Origin of the sequence: Bacillus pumilus (assembly GCF_900186955.1) — a bacterium.
In the GTDB taxonomy this organism is placed as follows: Bacteria; Bacillota; Bacilli; order Bacillales; family Bacillaceae; genus Bacillus; species Bacillus pumilus.
This window is the reverse complement of record NZ_LT906438.1, coordinates 846333-863640: the sequence shown is the minus strand read 5'-3', so window position 1 is coordinate 863640 and position 17308 is coordinate 846333. Positions and strand designations below refer to the sequence as shown.

Here is a 17308-nt window from a genome sequence, read left to right as displayed (position 1 = left end):
ACAATCAGCATCGCTACTTCATTCATTCTCTTTTTAATGATCAAACCCCTGCTTACCGGTAGATGTGAATGCGTTAAATATTCGGCGGAAGTTCTACTTTTGTCTCAACGGCTTGCTTTAACGCCTGAATCATGTAGCCAATTCCTTTATATGGAGCTAGCGGATAAATCGCTGTCTGATGAGGAAGTAATAAAGGATCGATCACCTTTCGATATTTCTTTCCACCTAGTATCACTAGTTCATCATATGCAGTGAGATGTTTTTCATGAAATTGCTGCCTTAGTGCTTCACGTGTTATCTGATCAGCATGCGGTGTACCAAAAGCCACATCATAATTTTCATGAATGATTTCATCTGCTTTTAAGAATCCATGCTTCGCTGATATGATCAGCCAGTCTGAAAAGAACGTTTGGGCATAGCTTTTCGTATGCTGATGCAGCGGACTTAAATAAACGAGGTTCGCTGGCTGGCTCCCCGCCTCTGGATGGACGTCCCAAATTTTCTTTGCCCCACATGGAATGATACATACTCGCTTCACTTGATTTTCTCCTTCCTTCGTCGATATATCCGATACAACATACAACCTAGCGCTGTGCCGAGTGTATTTAAGAGAATATCATCAATATCGCTGCTTCTTGTAATCATACCAGATTGCGAGAAAACCCATTGAAGCACTTCAATCATGGTTGACAAGAAAAAGCCAGCAAGAATCGCCTTTTGCCAGCGCATGGTTCGGAATGCTTGATAGAGAAAAAAACCAAGTGGCACAAATAACAAAATGTTCCCTGCCAAATTTAAAAAAACAAGATTGGGATAGCCGTGATGATAGGCATGGAGATTTTGATAAATGGACTGCAAAGGCATGAGGTTGACACTCACCTGATCCCTTGGTGCGGAAAAACGATTAGGAAAGACCGTCAAATACAATAAAACATTCGTATACATAAACAGACAGGCAAGAACGATTTCTGTGCGTAAATAGATAAATCGTTTTTGCTTTTTCGCCTGTCTGTATCTCATATATAGATAGAGCGGGACGAGCAAGAGAAAATAAGCAATAGAAAACATCGCACTGAATGTCATACGGAGAGCTGCCCCTTTCTCACATGATGCTTGACCATATTTACAGCTTATTCAGGCCTGCCCGCATCTATTCATCACTTATTCTCCTATTCAATGACGAGACACCCATATTGACAAATCGTCAGTTTTCCGCTAAACTGACTGACATTCAGTCATTTAAGGTCGGTGATGATGTGTCGAAACGAGAAAAGATTATGCTTGCTGCCATTGATGCGTTTAAAGAAAAAGGAATTGAAAAAACGACCATTTCGGATATTGTGAAAGCAGCAGGAGTGGCGCAAGGAACGTACTATTTATATTTTCCTTCAAAGCTGTCTGTCATGCCTGCTATCGCAGAACATTTGATCTCGCAGATGGTTCCCGCTATTGAAAAGGAACTGACTCAGCATGCGGATGTCCTCGATCAAGCAGATGCGCTTGTTGAATTCATCTTCTCTTTTACAAGACAATATCGTGACGTCCTTGCTCTAACCTACTCAGGTTTAGCTGCCACGGAGCATTTAAAGGAATGGGAAGATATTTATGAGCCGATTTACAAATGGGTCGCTGCTTTTTTAGAAAAAGCAAAGCAGGACAAAAGGGTCCGTGCGAATTTGAACTGTCAATATGCAGCCAAATTCATTATTGGTTTACTTGAATCGTCTGCTGAGCAAATGTACTTATTTACAGAAACAGATACAGAAGAGGTTCTGATTCAAAAGCGAGAAGTGAAACAATTTCTTCTTTACGCACTTGGCATAGAGACACCTTAACTTAGTACAGCACTTGCTGTACGGCGTGTAGACAAACCCTCGCATTCGGTGTCAGTCCTGCGTGCTGGTGCTCACGAATGTCAAATTCGCTCCGCGCCAGTACTCGTCCTTCCTAGACTGCAAAGGTTTTCTATCACGCTGAAAAGAAGACAAAGGGCTAAAATAAAGTTCATTTTAGCCCTTTGTCGACAATCTGAGTACAGCACTTGCTGTACGCTCTTTTTTGGTTTCAAAATGACGAATCGTCAGTTTTAGGAGGAAATACGATGAAAAAAAGCTGGATGTATGTCGCACTCACTTGTTTATTCGAATTACTTTGGGTGTTTGGTTTAAATAGAGCTGATGCGGTGTGGGAGTGGGCGATCATTATTTGCTTGATCCCGGTTGATTTTTATTTTTTAATGAAAGCCTGCGAGAAGCTGCCGACAGGGACCGTGTACGCCGTGTTTGCCGGAGTTGGAACGATTGGTACGTCTTTGATGGATTACGCGCTGTTCGGCGGTTCGTTTTCATTAGAAAAGCTCTTATTTATGGGCATTTTAATTCTCGGCATTATTGGACTGAAAGTGTCTGATGGAGATGCACATGAGCAGAAAGGAGAAGCGGTATAAATGGGCTGGTTTTTTGTACTATTAGCCTCTGCCTGCGAAATCGGCGGAACCATTGGCCTCAATATGTTTAGTAAGAAAAAGCAAATCACGACAGGTATTTTATTTGTCGGCGGATTTGCGTTATCCTTTTTGTTTTTATACGCTTCGTTCTCTTCCGTTCAAGTATCCGTTGCCTATACGGTCTGGATTGGACTTGGAACGGCGGGCTCTGTCTTGTTTAATATGATTCTATTTAAAGAGCCGAAAAACATGATTCGTATACTCAGCTTGCTGCTGATTGTGATTGGCGTCGTTGGGCTGAAGTTATTTGCGTAATTGAATGACAAAAAAGGAAGGGAGTCAAAGCCCCTTCCTTTTTTAGTTCTCGTTTAATGTGGATCATGCTGCTCGAGCAAGAGATCCATTGCGTAAATCGATTCGCCTTTCTCATCTAATAAAAAGTACACTATCAAAGGTTCTCCAAAAGCTGGTGTCTGCTGCGTAAACAACACACAGGTGAATTTTTCGATACCAATTGGAAGCTTTCTTTTTAATATAGGATGAAGAATAGGCGAAGTCCGAATTGTATCTACATCAACATCCCAACGTTCGTTTTTTAATGTTGGATAATGCTCTGATAACAATTGGTGTAACATGTCGATCGTGAGCGTTGCTTTTCCATCGTATCCATCATCTATTATGTTGGTGTTATACATCCGACGGTTGCTCACCCTTTGAAGCATTGATTCGTATTCCTTTTAAGACAAATCGTTTCTGACCATCAAGAGTACAAGTGATCAATGTCAGTTCATTTTTCCCGCGATCCTTTAGTACATCAACATCCGTCGGTTCAATCGTAGCTGAGCTGACAATTTTATATTCATATGTTTCCGCTTGATGATGTAAGACGACTTTTTCTCCCTTCGGCACCTCTGGCAGCTGCCTGAAAAGCCGGTCGCCTCTATATCCTCTATGCCCTGCAATCGTGAAATTCCCTTCACCTGGCATTTGATGAGATTTAATTTGAGTCAGTGCTATACCTAAATTTTCTTTTGATGTAACAGGAAGCACTTTTTCGTTTAAATCAATTGACGGGATCTCTAGCTCCATCACATCTCGCAGGTCTTCTTCTGACACAGTTAAATGTGGAATTGAAGAAAGGGCATCACTTTCATTTTCTTCAATCATCTTTAATGCCTGTTCCATTGCTGCTGTCTCCTGAGAAGTCCGCCACTCATATAGAAAAGGAACGGAGGTGAGTATCAGCCCCGTGACCACCAAAAAGCTGCCTAATAAGGTTCTTTTTTTCATCAATACACTCGTTCCTTCCTTTTACTGAATGGTTCTTCTTCTGACAACAAGAAGAACAGTTCCAGAAGCTGCTAGTAAAATCCCTGCATACATCAAGTAACGCAGCCATTCTTCTCCAGTCTTTGGCAGCTCACCGTTTGAGTCATGAGGTGGATGTTGATCCCCTTTAGGTGAGGCTGGAGGATTCGTGTGGTCCTCTTCATTCTTCACTGGAGCATTTTTCACAATCAATGTCTTGATCTCCACTTCGCCCATTTGAATTGTAAAAGCGAGTGGTTTCTTTAAAGCTACATAACCATTTGGAGCTTTCGTCTCTGTGAGTGTATATTCACCAGGTTTAAGCCCTTTAACAATGGCTTCTCCGTCTTTTCCTGTTGTCACAGATTTTATGGTTTTCCCGGTTTTTGTACGAATGTCAAAGGCAGCACCTTTTAAAGTTCTATCTGTCTGCTGGTCTACCTTTATGATACGCAGACTTCCTAAGATCAAGTGATTCTTCGCTGTTAATTGAAGCGGCTTCTGCTGATTTTTCTCAATTGTGAACAGGATCGGCTGTTTATCCAATTGATAGCCATGAGGTGCTTTCGTTTCAACGAATTGATATTCTCCCGGTTTTAGATCGTTGATGAGAAGCTTTCCTTTTTGATCGGTTACAAGTGATTTCTTCAACGTTTTCCCTTCTTTACTTAGAAGAGCAAACTCTGCATTTTCCAGCGTATGTCCCTCATCATCCACTTTGGTCAGTTCCACTGCTCCCGGCGTCAGCTTGTTAATCATTTCTACTTTGGCTGGTTTGTCTTGACCTAAACGAATCTTAAATGAGACAGGTGTCTGATCCAATTCATAGCCGGCAATGCTCGCTGTTTCGACAAATTGATAGGTTCCTGGCTTCAGTTGATCGACTGTTAGTTGACCGTTTTGGTCTGTCTTTAAGTCTTTCTTTATACGTTGATCGTGCTCATCAAGCAGATCGAAGGTCACTCCATTGAGCAACTGACCATCTTCTCCTTTTTTCTGAAGCTGCACAGCACTAGTCATCCGAACATTTTCTTTTGTCACTTTCACCAGTTGATTTGGATTGAAATCAATCTGAAAGTCTACTGGTTCTGCATCAAGTTTATGTCCAAAAGGAGCCTTCGTTTCAACCAATTGATAAGCACCTGGTTTCAAATCGTGGACAGTGATGATGCCTTTTTCGTTGGTTGTTAAACCTGACATCAATTCTTTACCATCGTCATTGAAAAGTGTAAATTCTGCGCCTTTCAATCTTTCCTTTTCTTCCCCTATTTTTGTGAGTTCTACAGAACCTTTCTTGAGCTGATTGATCGCCTCCACTTGAATCCATTCTTTTTGACCTAATTCAACTTCAAAGACAAGTGGTTTCGCACTCAATTCATAGCCTTCAAGACTCTTTCTTTCAACAAATTGATAGGTTCCAGGTTTTAGACCTGTGAAGGTGATTTTTCCATCCTGATTGGTTGTAATCCCTTCTCCTCCTGCCACTATCTTTCCTTTGGCATCAGATAGATCAAAGACAACCCCTTCTAATGATTTCCCCTCTTCGCCTTTTTTGTGTAACAGCACTCCACCTGTTGTACGGCTATTTTCTTTTGTCACACTGACCAGCTTCTCAGGGTTAAATGGAATAGCAAAAGTGACAGGTGTTTCGTCAAGCTCATGACCGAATGGAGCCTTCGTTTCAACAAACTGATAGGTTCCAGGTTTAAGATCGTTGACGATGATTTCCCCGTTCTGATCAGTGACGAGACCTGTTTTCATCTCTTTTCCATTTGCATCTACAAGCTTGAATTCTGCTCCTTCAAGCGCTTCATTCTTTTCACCAAGCTTCGTGAGCTGGACAGCTCCAGTTTTGAGATCATTGATCACTTTGATCTCTGCCGGTGTTTTTTGTGCGATTTCGATGGTAAACGGATAAGGTTTATTTTTCTTTTGATAACCATCAATACTCTCTGTCTCGACAAGCTGATATTTGCCCGGTTTGAGGTTATCGACCAAAAGCTTCCCATCTTTATCTGTTGTCAAATCTTTACGTACAACTTCGTCATTTTGATCCGTGATTTCAAATCGAACACCTTGAAGCTTCTTACCATCTTCCCCTTCTTTCATCACTTCTAATGCACTTGTTTCATATAGGTTCTTTTGTGAAATGATGACTGGTTCTGTTGGATCGAGTGGTACTTCAAATTTGATTGGTGTTTCATCTAATACATAACCATCAGGTGCTTTTGTTTCAATGAGCTGATACGTACCCGGTCTTAGTTCGTTTATCGTGATCTTGCCATTTTCTCCTGTAACAAGCGAACCATTTAGCTCATGCCCGTCTTGATCTAAGAGCTTGAACTGTGCACCTTCTAGTCTCTCTCCGCCTTCACCTATTTTGCTCAATTCAGCAGAGCCTTTGATGATGTCATTTACTGCAGTGACAATCGTTGTTTCTGTTTGATTTTCTTTGATTGTGAACGGCCATTTTTGCTGATTTAATTGATAGCCTTTCGGTGCGTTTGTCTCAACAAAATAATAGGAACCTGGCTCAAGATGTTTGAAAAGGATTTCTCCTTTATCGTCCGTTTTCAAATGGGTTTGGACGGTATCTCCAGATTCATTTTTCAGTTCAAATTCTGCATTCTCTAATACCGCACCCGTCTCTTTGTCTTTTTTCGTTAACTGGACATGCTGGCGGATTTCTTGGTTTTGCACCGTCATGCTATTTCCTGTTTTCGCTTGATCTCCTGATTCGTAGGGCTGATCAATCGTTACATTGATTGGTTCCTTCGTCTTAATATAACCATCAGGTGCTTTCTCTTCTGTCACGATATAGTCACCATATAGAAGACGATCAAATCGAAGAGCTCCTTCTTCATCTGTTGTCTTTGTTCCAATGACGATACCGCTCGCAGCATCAGTCAGAGAAAAGCTTGCTCCTTTTAGCGCTTTTCCACTACTCGCATCTACCTTTTTAATGGTTAAAGCGCCAATCGCTCCTGTGCCATCTCCCATACCAGCGGTGCGTTTGACCACAATTGAGGCTTCGGATTCCTTTTTGATTTCTTTTACATTTTCACCTCTAAACGTTACTTCGTTTTGAAGTGTACTTCCCACCTTATCTAAAATGAGAGATTGGTATTCTAAAATATATGGTCTCGTGATTTCTTCTTTAAATTTGATTTGAAAAGAATCTGGATCGAATTCAAGGTCTAGTTCATAGTCCTTCCCTTTTTCCAGCTCTTCCTTTTTGGTCACTTGCCCCTTTTCATCTATTGTCGTCGAATAGAGATGAAATGAGTTTTCTATTATCGCTTGGTTACTGCTCGGATGGTCTATAATCGTCGCATCTTGGACTGTTGATTGACCAAAGTTGATATTCAGTTTCCAATCAATGACTTTCCCTTGTTGATTTCCTGATTTGCTCGTGTATTTCCCTCCATTTGGAATGGACACCACAGCATTCACGTCTGATTCTTTCGTCTTTCCATCAAAAAGGGTCGCTTTATTTTCGTAGGTTTTCTGTACTAAATCCATTCCTTCAACACTTGTTTGATACGTGATTTTGTATGGGGAATCAATGGCATGTTTGAAAATGACTTCGAAGCCTGATTCTCCTTTTTCATTTTCAAGGAATTTGATGTCATAATGTTCTTTCGCTAATACCTCTTTTTCTTCCGCTCCATTTTCCCCGCCTTGTAAATCAAGCGAGTAGACGGTGATTGAATCTTTAAGCAAACGCTGATTTCCTTGAATGAAATCCTCGATTTTCGCCTCTTCTAAATGTTTCAAGTTATAGTTCACACCGATATTCCATGTGATCTCTTTTTTCTTTGCATCATATGTTCCGTTCTTGAACCCATTTGACTGCGTGTATGTGTCAGGCGTGAAGACAGATTGATTTTCCTTCGTCAAATCCTTGCCATCTTCATTTACCCATTCAAGCTTTACATGATTACGCAGGTTCTTTTGATCTTTATCTGCTCTTTTTTCATAATCAAAAGACGTTGTATATGTGACGGTATGTTCTGTCTTGATTTCTTTCATAAATTGAATATCAAATCCATTTGCATGTTCAACGATTTGATAATCTGTGCCTTCTTCAAGCACTGTATTACCTGTTGTCACTTTTAAACTATCTTTTTGCAGCGTCAATCCTTCGTTTGTAAACGTATCTTTTAATATCACGTTGTTCATGGTTTGTTGATCTTTGTTGAAGGTGATACGCCATGGAATGGTCTTGTTCTTGTAATTCGGTGTTCCATGATTTTTCGTTAGAATTTGTTGATCAATTCTTTGCTTCCCTTGTTTGCTCTCTTTGCCAGCTGTTACAGTATTGATAATCTCTTCAGCTTCGAAAATCCGCTCGGTTGCTTTTGTTTGATATGTGATGAGATAAGCCGATTGAATATCTTGATTGAATTGCAAGGTAAACCCGTTTTGTTCATCCTTTTTTTGAGGTTGAACCACATAATTTCCAAACGCTTTTGTTCCTGATTCTTTGCCATCCTGATCAATTGTGACTTCCTTGACTTGAATTGAATCAGAAATCAGCGCCTGTGTGCCATTAAAGAAGTCTTCTAACAAAGCATCCTTTTCAGCAATCTTTTTTTCGTTATAGTTGTAACGAATTTCCCACGTAATTGTTTGTGTGACTGGATCGTAGTGGGCGGCTTTTTTATTTAAAGGACTGCCTCTTGTCACATTCACTGTTCCTTCTGCTGAACTAATCACTTTATCAGCAGAGACAAGGGACGCTTTATTACGAAACGCAGACTGATCTTGATTCGTAATGTCCGTTTCATACATTAAACGGTAAGCTAGATGCACGTCATCTTTAAATTCAATCGTGAAATCTTGACCATCTGCTGTTTGGCCAATTGTGTAGTGGTTTTCGTCAAGCAGCTGACCAAGCGATGTTTCACCATTTAGCTTTGTATCAACACGATAAAGCTTGATTGAATCTTTCTTTAACGCTTGACCTTCTTGAATCGGATCTAAAAGTCTCGCTTGTTTCACATCGTCTAAGTCCATATTAAAATCGACTGTCCATTGAATGGTTTCAGCATTGTAAGATCGATTTGGTTCTCCCTTTTTAGAGACGTTTGGACCATTTGGAATGTATTGAATCGGGATCGATATCGTATCTTTGCCTTCAATCGGGGTAATGACCACTTCTTTTTCTTCAGTAATGACTGTTTTTTGATCTAATTGCGTCCACACTTGAAGTGTTCCATGGATATTTGAATATTGTTTGATAAAGTCAGTGAATTCGATGGAGGCATTTCCGCTCTCATCTACAGAAAAATAACCAATGGTTACCTGATTAAATTTCATCTCGAGACGATCGATTTTTTCATAAATCACTAATTCCTCTGGAACCTTGAAATGGAATTCATCCCCGCCATTATAGCTATGACCATTTGGGATCGCCCACTCATAGTTAATGGAAATAAGCGAGTTGATGTCAGGCTTATCAACTGAATTTCCTTCCTGATCTTCAAATATTAATTTCGCATCAGTGAGGAGATTTTCTTGTATCAGCATTTGTTTTGAAACACTTTGCAGCCCTACACGCTTAGATACGTTCACTTTGTTTTTTAGTAATTCATCTTCATCGCTTTGTTTCGTTTGAGCGGCTTCTTGATTCTTATCGTCTTTTTCAGATGAGGTTGAGTCATCTTTTGGAAGGCTTTCTTCACGCTCGTTTTGCTTTGTTTTCTCTTTTGGCTCAGCTATACTGGTGACATCTATGTTTATTGATCCTTCTAAATTTGGATCAAGTTCAACATCTTCTTTAAATATGACCGTCACTTCATTTTGTTTTGAAACGGTATACTCACCAACAAGTATGTCACCCACAGTAATGGGTTCCTTCTGTTCCTTCTCTACCTGTATGGCTGAAGGAAGAGTGAGAACATACGGATATTGTTTTTTTAGATCGATTCCTTTTATCGACCAATGGACAATTGCCTTTCTGACTTGCTGATCTTCCATGTTTGATAACTTGTTTCCTTCGCTATCAGCAAACTCAATATCTCCATAAATGTTTTCTTGGCTTTCTTTTGCTTGTGCCCCTGCTAAAGGCAAGATTCCTAATATACTAGACTGTATGACTAACACCGCGATGAGAGCCAATGACAATATTCTTTTCAATACATCCACCCTTTTCTAAAATTAATTTTCAACCATGCTAAAAAAATCATTTGTATACTGTCAGATCAATCACTCCGCTTCTGATCAAATATTTTCTAAAAATTTGCCCCTTAAGACCCTATGAATAAAATGAGTTGATCAATCATGAGCTTGAAAGGGAATCATGAGTAGTGGATATAATAACTGGATAGGGGTCTATAGAAATGAGGAATAGTGAGAGGATCGTGAAAAGAATAAATGTGAATTTTTCTATTTATACTGGAATGAACAATAAATAATGTGTACATGCATATATAAGCATGTACTCACATATGGTTCGTTCATATGAAACAAGCATGTATCATATCGTATGTAAGGTGAGACAGTTCAGCATTATATAAATCGCATTCCTTTCTACTCCCTTTCATATGGTAATCAAAAAGTTGCTGCGTTTTATTCTTACATTTACCGTTTCAACAGCAAAAAAATAAACAAAATATCTAAAATGATCCATTTTTATAGGATTCATGGCTTACTTACCACTTTATAAATGAAAAATATGGAGAATCAGGGCATAACATTTGTTTTCGTCTAATTTTTTTCTCTTTTATCATGAAAAGTGAAGACAAAACGATTTAGCCTAAACATTACAATCATTTCATGCCTATTTTGAGAATCAAATGTTCTTTAAGTGAACTTCATAATATAGAGGCAAGCCAAGGGAAGGAGTTAGTTGTTTGATGGAGCTCATTGATAATAAATCAAAGAGATGGATAAACATTTTAAAACTGCTTGTATCTAAAAATAAGTGGTGGAGCCTTCAAGAGATATCGAATGAACATATCGGTTCGGTTCGTGCCATCCAAAGCGATTTAGAACAAATGAAATCGTTCAAAACAGAGAACGGTGAGCCGTTAATCCACATAAAGCCAAGACAAGGCATCTCCATTTGTTATACACAGACGATACGAGTGGACTACTATATCAAGGAAATTTTAAAAGATACGATTGAAATTCGATTGATTGATGGCATTTTTTTCGAACAAAACAGGTCCTTCTATGAATGGATGGACACGCTTAATATCAGTAGATCCACATTGTACAACACCATTCATAAAATCAATTCCATTCTTATCTCTTATGACATTGAATTGCGCCCAGATAGTATGCAGTTCCATGGAAATGAGAAGGAGATTCGTCAATTCTTTGTTGAATTTTTGTTTGAAGTGTATGGAAGCCGGCTTTGGCCATTCGATGATATTCAAAAGCAAGATGCAGTTGATTTATTACAGGAGCTATTTCAGGTGCTAGAAGTCAATGTGCCAGATGTGGCGATAGATAAATACTGCCTATGGTTTGCCGTTTCCATTCACCGAATGAGGAAAAATTTCACAATAAGCCGTAAATATACGTACTCAATGAAAGAGGAAAAACAAACTTCTGTAGCCAAAGGGATCTATGATCAAATCCAAACATGGGAAGAGCATATTTGCCGAATGACCAAAGACGTATTTGATGTGACGCTGGATCATCATGAATTTGTCTTTTTGCTATTGATTGAACCAGCTATTGGACACTTTAAATCAATTGAAACTGTCGAAGAAAAATTGACGTTCTTTCAGTCACATACCCCACGACTTTATGATGCCATTCATTCATTTATCAACCAATTGGAGTCGATTTTTCATCAAGAAATAGCGAATCGCAAGGTGATGACACTCATTCTTCTCCAATATTATGTGTATTCCAATGAAATTACCGTGAGAGATGGGTTCCTTTTCAAAAAGAAATCGAGCTATTTATCAGAGGTGAAAAAACAGTTTCCTTACTTCTATTCGAGGATTACTCATATCATCCAAGAGCTAAAAACAGACGATATCCTCGGTTCTTTTGTGAAAAATGAACGTGAATTGATTCGTATGATTACGTCTTCCTGGAGAGGACTTGTTCATTTGGAGATGGAACGGAGAAACGCGCTGAACATTTTTGTTATTTCAACATTAGGCTATTATCATAGCTTGTTTATTGCTGATTTAATTAAATTAAGCGTGCCTCCTCTCATTCACATTTTCACAAGTCCAGAGAATACATTAAATGATGTCACGATGGATCAGCTTGGGATTGATATGATTGTGACTGATACTGAGCTTCCGATTCAATTCGGGCGGTCTACGCTGCTGATTAGCTCTTTTCCAACAAAGAAAGAATTGGACAACTTGCACTCAAGATTGGTTGATCTGACAGGCTAATGTTCATCAAAAAAAAGCTGCTGAGGGGCTCTCAAGCAGCTTTTTGCTTCTGTATTAATGAAGCACTATTTGTTCATTCATCAAATCAATGGCATAAAGTGATTGCTCATATTCATCTAATAGAAGGTATACTTTGAGCGGTGCAGCGGTTTGATCTGTCTGCTGCGTGAATAGGACACAAGTGAATTTTTCGATCCCCTCTGGCAGCTTGCTTTTCAGAAAAGGATGAAGAATAGGAGAGATTCGAAGGGTATCAACATCTTTTAGCCAAAGTTCATCTTGTAACGCAGGATAATGGTCAACCAAAAACTGACGAAACACTTCCAATGTACTCAAGGTAGATATCCTCACTTTCTTCTATCATGGCTTCAAGCTTACCTAAATCAAACATGTTCAAAGTCATCCTATGATGTCAGCCCATCAAATGTCGTATACTACTAGAGACACGATTTCATTTTTTTCAAAAAGCATTGTAGATCAACTTTACTGTCATGAGTGTTTCATATGTATGATGTCTACTAATATTCCAACCGATGGACCTATGATCATATTCTTATCTGTTTCTTTCGTGATGAAACGACAACTTCCTGCTACAAAATTCCAAATTTCTTCAAAAAATTGGTGCAATGAGACAAAAAAGAACAGCTCCTCACTGTTCTTTCAAAAGCGTAAAGTGCCGATTCAAATATCCTGTAATGGAATGACTTCCCCACTCGCTGCATCCACTCCATCATGACAATCCAGTTTTCCGCATAAAACATACTGCTTTTCCGTAAAGTCATATACATAAATGGGGATCAGCTCTAAACGATCTTTTAATTTTTCGAAGGCTTCTTGCTTTGAAATGGTGATTTTACCAGGAGATTGGAGTTCATCCAACATCCCACACATCTTAAATATTTCTTGTCTATCTATGTAATTGACGGCTTCAAATGTATAGGCATCAATGAATATCATGATTTTACCTGTAAACATGCTTCTGTCTTGTCTATTTGCTTTTACTGTTGCATGAATGTAACCATGATCACGGTGAAGTGAAATGCAGACCCATTTTCCGGTGTCGTTAGGATATTCCTTTCTCAATAAGTTTTGAACTGCTTTCAAACACTTATCCTTTTCTTCTTCTGAAATTGGCATTGTATCTGGTGAAGGTTCAAGTGAAAAGGCTTGATCAGTTGAGATGCCTTCCTGAATATTCAATTCCTTTCTTACAAAAGGTTCAGTTATGGATTCATCCCATTTTATGATTTGGTTGATATTGAAACATTGATGTTCCTGAATCGTACCTTCAAACGGGAGGATTCCGGTCCCATCATTCTTTACATACACTTCTTCTAACGCATAAATTGGACGGATTTTATTCTGATCAAAGGAAGGCCATTCGATTCTTTGCACTTGCTGCTGGGCTAAGCTTTCAATCATCTCAATGAGAAGCGTATATTTTTCAGCCCTGTGCTTTTTTTTAGCAACAAATGGGCCGTGATGAACAAAGTAAATGAGCTGTCCATGTTCATCCCATTTCACCTCAATCATGCCCGAAGGGGTCACTGGTACACCAGCAATTTTTTCTTCAAAAGTAAGCTCCCCTTTTTCCTCCTTTTGCAAGTGAAAATGCTCTCCATAAATCAACTCTGTTTCTTGTTCAATCCATTTGATGACGTCATTTGGCTGGGCGCTATCAAACTGCACACCCTCCTTTGCATATGTCTTACCCATGACAAAAACAGCACTCTCAATCTTTCCCGTATTCAAATTCACTTCTATCACGGCTGTGCCATCCGGGTTTAAATCATCGTCCACAGGTTCAGTTTCGTGTGGAGGAAACCACTCCATACACAATTTATAAATTGTCTCATTGAACATATTGACATTTCGATAATACTCGTAGTTTTTTAAACGATAATGATCTAAGCCAAACTTCTTTCTTGTATCATCTATCAGATGCTGTAGAGTTTCATTCATTTGTTTCACCTCAATATGTTAAGTGATTCATCTTATGGAAGGATGAAAATGACAATAAAGCCGAATATGATGATAGCTGACAAAAGGCCTAAAGCCAATCCCATCATATTTGATTCCTTTGTGTAACCTTGTAATTCATGTTCTTCAATAGATCGATCAATTTTTCTAAAACGGAAAAGCATGCTTACATTCATAATTACGAGAAACATAGCCAATAAGAAAAATAGAAATGCAGGTTGTATTTCAAAGAATGGGTTCGTTACATCTTGGAAACTAAATGACTGTAGAAACATCAGACCACTCAATACTACTCTCGAAATATTTTCTGTTCTCTGTTCTTTTTCCCACTCTTTCCCTAATTTCTCTTTTTCATAAATAGCTACCTGCTCAAAAATGGGAATGAAAGATTTTGTTGATTTTTTTTTAAGGAATCCTAAGATGCTTTGAACGAGCATGACAAGTCCTAGACAAAAAAACAAATGAGTTAATTGAATATGTAAGGTTTGAAAAAAGATTGAAAACGTCACGATCATGATGCCAGCTATTAAATTACATGCGGTTAATTGTTTTGTTCTCATCTTTTTGAGTGCGGCTTGTTCCATACAAAACTCCTCTCCGTTTCAAATGGTTTTGATAAACGCTCTATCTGTATTACGTTTTTATCGAATAAATGTTTCAATATTTCCCCTTTCTACTTTTCCATAAATGAAAAAAAGATTAGACGTTTAATTCAATATTCGTCTAATCCTTCTTATTTTAGATGACGACAACGACAAGCATCACACCAATTCTTGGGCAACCGTTCTGTTTTGTATTTGCTGAACTGCCAAATGTTTAAAGTCCTCGATAAACAGCTGCTTCGAAGCTTTTTCTCCATGCTGTCTAATATTTAGCGATTTGTCTTGCATTTCTGTATCACCAATGACAGCGATATATGGGATTTTTTGCATTTGTGCTTCTCTCATTTTATAGCCGAGCTTTTCATCCCGTTCATCGATTGTGACTCTGATTCCGATCTTTCTTAATTGCTGCTGCACCTCGAGGCAATGATCAAGGTGAACCGTTGTGACAGGAATGATTTGTACTTGCACTGGTGCCAGCCATAACGGGAAGGCACCTGCAAAATGCTCGATGAGAATCCCAAAGAAACGATCTAGAGAACCAAAAATGGCACTGTGAATGACAACTGGTCGTACCTTTTCATTCTTTTCATTGATATATGTTAAATCAAATTTCTCAGGCATTTGAAAATCTAGCTGAATTGTGGCGCACTGATGGCTCCGCTGCAAGGCATCTTTTATATGAAAATCGATCTTCGGTCCATAAAATGCCCCATCTCCTTCATTTAGCTGGTAATCGACCTTTAGCCGATCAAGCACATTCTTTAGCGCTGATTCAGAGATATCCCAAATGGCATCATCCCCTAACGCTTTTTCTGGACGAGTGGATAGTTCCACAGAGTACTCAAACCCAAATGTCCGATACACATGATCAACTAATTGGAAAATCCGTTTGATTTCAGCTTCAATTTGATCTTCTCTCAAAAAAATATGGGCATCATCTTGGCAAAAAGTTCTGACCCTGAACAATCCATTTAATGCTCCGCTAAATTCATGACGATGCACCTGACCGAACTCAGCCATTCTGATCGGAAGGTCTCTGTATGAATATAAGTTATTTTTAAACATGAGCATATGCCCTGGACAATTCATCGGTTTTAAAGCAAAGCTTGTATGATCTACTTCTGAGAAATACATATTTTCATGATAATGATCCCAGTGACCTGACTTTTCCCATAGCTCTTGGTTCATCATAAACGGTGTGCTCACTTCTTCATATTGCGCTTTGTTTCGCACTTCTCTTGAAAAGGCCATTAATTCATTTCTCACAATCTGACCTTTTGGTAAATAAAACGGCATACCTGGCGCTTCTTCCGAAAACATGAACAGAGATAATTGTTTCCCTAATTTCCGGTGATCACGTTTGCTTGCTTCTTCTATGAAATGAAGATAATTAGCTAGTTGTTTTGGATGTTGAAATGCGACACCATACACTCGCTGCAATACATCTTGATGACTATCACCCCGCCAATAAGCCCCTGCAACACGTGTTAGCTTAAATGACTTTACGAACCCAGTAGAAGGTAAATGAGGCCCGCGGCATAAGTCGATAAATTCACCTTGCTGATACACTGTGATGGCTTCTTCAGATGGGAGACGTTTTAAAATATCCAGCTTATATGGATCATGCGCAAACATCGATTCAGCTTCTTCGTAGGAAATCTCCTTTCTTTGGATATGATGATTCTCGTTTATGATATTTTCCATTTCTTTTTCAATAGCAGCCAAATCCTCTACACTTAATGTTTGATTCAGCTTCATGTCATAGTAAAATCCATTTTCGATAACAGGCCCGATTCCAAGTGTGACATTGTCGTATAACCTTTTCACAGCTTGGGCTAATACGTGTGCAGATGAATGGCGCAGCACTTCAAGGCCTTCTTTTGAATCGAGTGTGACAATAGACAGCCGAGCATCACTTTCCAGCTGATGACTGACATCGACCATTTGTTCATTGATCTTTCCTGCCACTGCTTTCTTCCTTAAGCTTGGGCTAATATAGGAGGCAATATCTGCGACAGTCGTACCTGCAGAGAACTCCTTTATCTTTCCATCTGGAAATTGAATCTTCACCATTTTTTCTCTCATGACTGACACACCTTTCATTTTTTGAAATAAAAAAACACACCCATCCCTCATAAAGGGACGAATGTGTAATCCGTGGTTCCACCCAAATTCCCATAACGCGTATTCGCTTTATGGCTCTGGTGCCGTAACGTGGCGTAGTCGGTATTGGATACTTCAATTTTCCCCAATACAGCTCAAAGGTGGTAAGACAACTTTTCTGCGTTAGGAAGATTTCAGCGTGACTTCCCTCTCTGGTAACCGATAAAAGTGGCTCATGTCCTTTTCAAAGCAATGATGATAGTTGAGTGAACAAAAAAACACACCCATCCCTCATAAAGGGACGAATGTGTGATCCGTGGTTCCACCCAAATTCCCATAACGCGTATTCGCTTTATGGCTCTGGTGCCGTAACGTGGCGTAGACGATATTGGATACTATGATTTCCCCAATACAGCTCAAAGGTGGTAAGACACTTTTCTGTGTTAGGAAGATTTCAGCGTGACTTCCCTCTCTGGTAACCAGTAAAAATGGCTCAT

At 39.2% G+C, this 17308-nt stretch carries 13 protein-coding genes and 2 other annotated features (1 of these 15 running past the window's edge); of the genes, 4 read left to right on the top strand and 9 right to left on the bottom strand.

Annotated features, from left to right (window positions below; translation table 11 throughout):
* Window positions 1-73: 73 nt before the first annotated feature.
* Together CKW02_RS04165 and CKW02_RS04160 are read right to left on the bottom strand one after the other, a co-directional pair.
* Window positions 74-538, bottom strand: a complete 465-nt coding sequence (locus tag CKW02_RS04165) for a DUF6884 domain-containing protein (protein ID WP_003217866.1) — start codon at window positions 536-538, stop codon at window positions 74-76.
* A complete protein-coding gene (locus tag CKW02_RS04160; protein ID WP_003217854.1) occupies window positions 535-1083 on the bottom strand; it encodes a VanZ family protein in 549 nt (182 codons plus the stop codon). The genes CKW02_RS04165 and CKW02_RS04160 overlap by 4 nt, the downstream gene beginning before the upstream one ends.
* Before the next feature lie 173 nt (window positions 1084-1256).
* Between CKW02_RS04160 and CKW02_RS04155 the strand changes: the two genes are divergently transcribed.
* The 3 genes from CKW02_RS04155 (at window position 1257) to CKW02_RS04140 (ending at window position 2761) form a co-directional block, all read left to right on the top strand.
* Window positions 1257-1835 (top strand): TetR/AcrR family transcriptional regulator, encoded by a 579-nt coding sequence (locus CKW02_RS04155; protein WP_034620888.1) that lies wholly within the window; start codon window positions 1257-1259, stop codon window positions 1833-1835.
* Between the two features lie 266 nt (window positions 1836-2101).
* Window positions 2102-2446, top strand: coding sequence for a DMT family transporter (locus CKW02_RS04145; protein WP_003217798.1), 345 nt, complete (start codon window positions 2102-2104; stop codon window positions 2444-2446).
* Complete coding sequence (locus tag CKW02_RS04140) at window positions 2447-2761, top strand: DMT family transporter (protein ID WP_003217878.1); 315 nt, start codon at window positions 2447-2449, stop codon at window positions 2759-2761.
* A 53-nt stretch (window positions 2762-2814) separates the two neighbouring features.
* Here the strand turns inward: CKW02_RS04140 and CKW02_RS04135 are convergent, their stop codons facing one another.
* From CKW02_RS04135 to CKW02_RS04125, 3 genes are read right to left on the bottom strand one after another with little or no spacing between them, the layout of a single operon-like run.
* A complete protein-coding gene (locus CKW02_RS04135) occupies window positions 2815-3141 on the bottom strand; it encodes a hypothetical protein (protein WP_003217869.1) in 327 nt (108 codons plus the stop codon).
* The gene (locus CKW02_RS04130; RefSeq protein ID WP_034620889.1) at window positions 3134-3736 is read right to left on the bottom strand and encodes a class D sortase; all 603 of its coding nucleotides are present in this window, start codon (window positions 3734-3736) and stop codon (window positions 3134-3136) included. Before CKW02_RS04130 ends, CKW02_RS04135 begins: the two co-directional genes overlap by 8 nt.
* A 21-nt stretch (window positions 3737-3757) precedes the next feature.
* Window positions 3758-9904 carry a SpaA isopeptide-forming pilin-related protein gene (locus CKW02_RS04125; protein ID WP_231953221.1) on the bottom strand — a complete coding sequence of 2049 codons (6147 nt, stop codon included), beginning with the start codon at window positions 9902-9904 and terminating at the stop codon, window positions 3758-3760.
* 710 nt (window positions 9905-10614) lie between these two features.
* On the opposite strand from CKW02_RS04125, the gene CKW02_RS04120 reads away from it, so the two are divergent.
* Complete coding sequence (locus tag CKW02_RS04120; RefSeq protein ID WP_003217813.1) at window positions 10615-12123, top strand: AcpB/EbpR/MafR family transcriptional regulator; 1509 nt, start codon at window positions 10615-10617, stop codon at window positions 12121-12123.
* A gap of 54 nt (window positions 12124-12177) precedes the next feature.
* Here CKW02_RS04120 and CKW02_RS04115 read toward each other — a convergent pair whose 3' ends face one another.
* The 4 genes from CKW02_RS04115 to thrS form a co-directional block, all read right to left on the bottom strand.
* The gene (locus CKW02_RS04115; protein WP_003217864.1) at window positions 12178-12459 is read right to left on the bottom strand and encodes a hypothetical protein; all 282 of its coding nucleotides are present in this window, start codon (window positions 12457-12459) and stop codon (window positions 12178-12180) included.
* A 345-nt stretch (window positions 12460-12804) separates the two neighbouring features.
* Complete coding sequence (locus CKW02_RS04110; protein WP_003217831.1) at window positions 12805-14085, bottom strand: hypothetical protein; 1281 nt, start codon at window positions 14083-14085, stop codon at window positions 12805-12807.
* 32 nt (window positions 14086-14117) lie between these two features.
* Window positions 14118-14687: a hypothetical protein gene (locus CKW02_RS04105; RefSeq protein ID WP_003217822.1), complete on the bottom strand. Its 570-nt coding sequence runs from the start codon at window positions 14685-14687 to the stop codon at window positions 14118-14120.
* A 177-nt stretch (window positions 14688-14864) separates the two neighbouring features.
* Window positions 14865-16793, bottom strand: coding sequence for a threonine--tRNA ligase (gene thrS, locus CKW02_RS04100; protein WP_003217800.1), 1929 nt, complete (start codon window positions 16791-16793; stop codon window positions 14865-14867).
* Between the two features lie 50 nt (window positions 16794-16843).
* Window positions 16844-17068: a binding site (T-box leader), on the bottom strand.
* A gap of 37 nt (window positions 17069-17105) precedes the next feature.
* Window positions 17106-17308: a binding site (T-box leader), on the bottom strand (it continues 20 nt past the right edge of the window).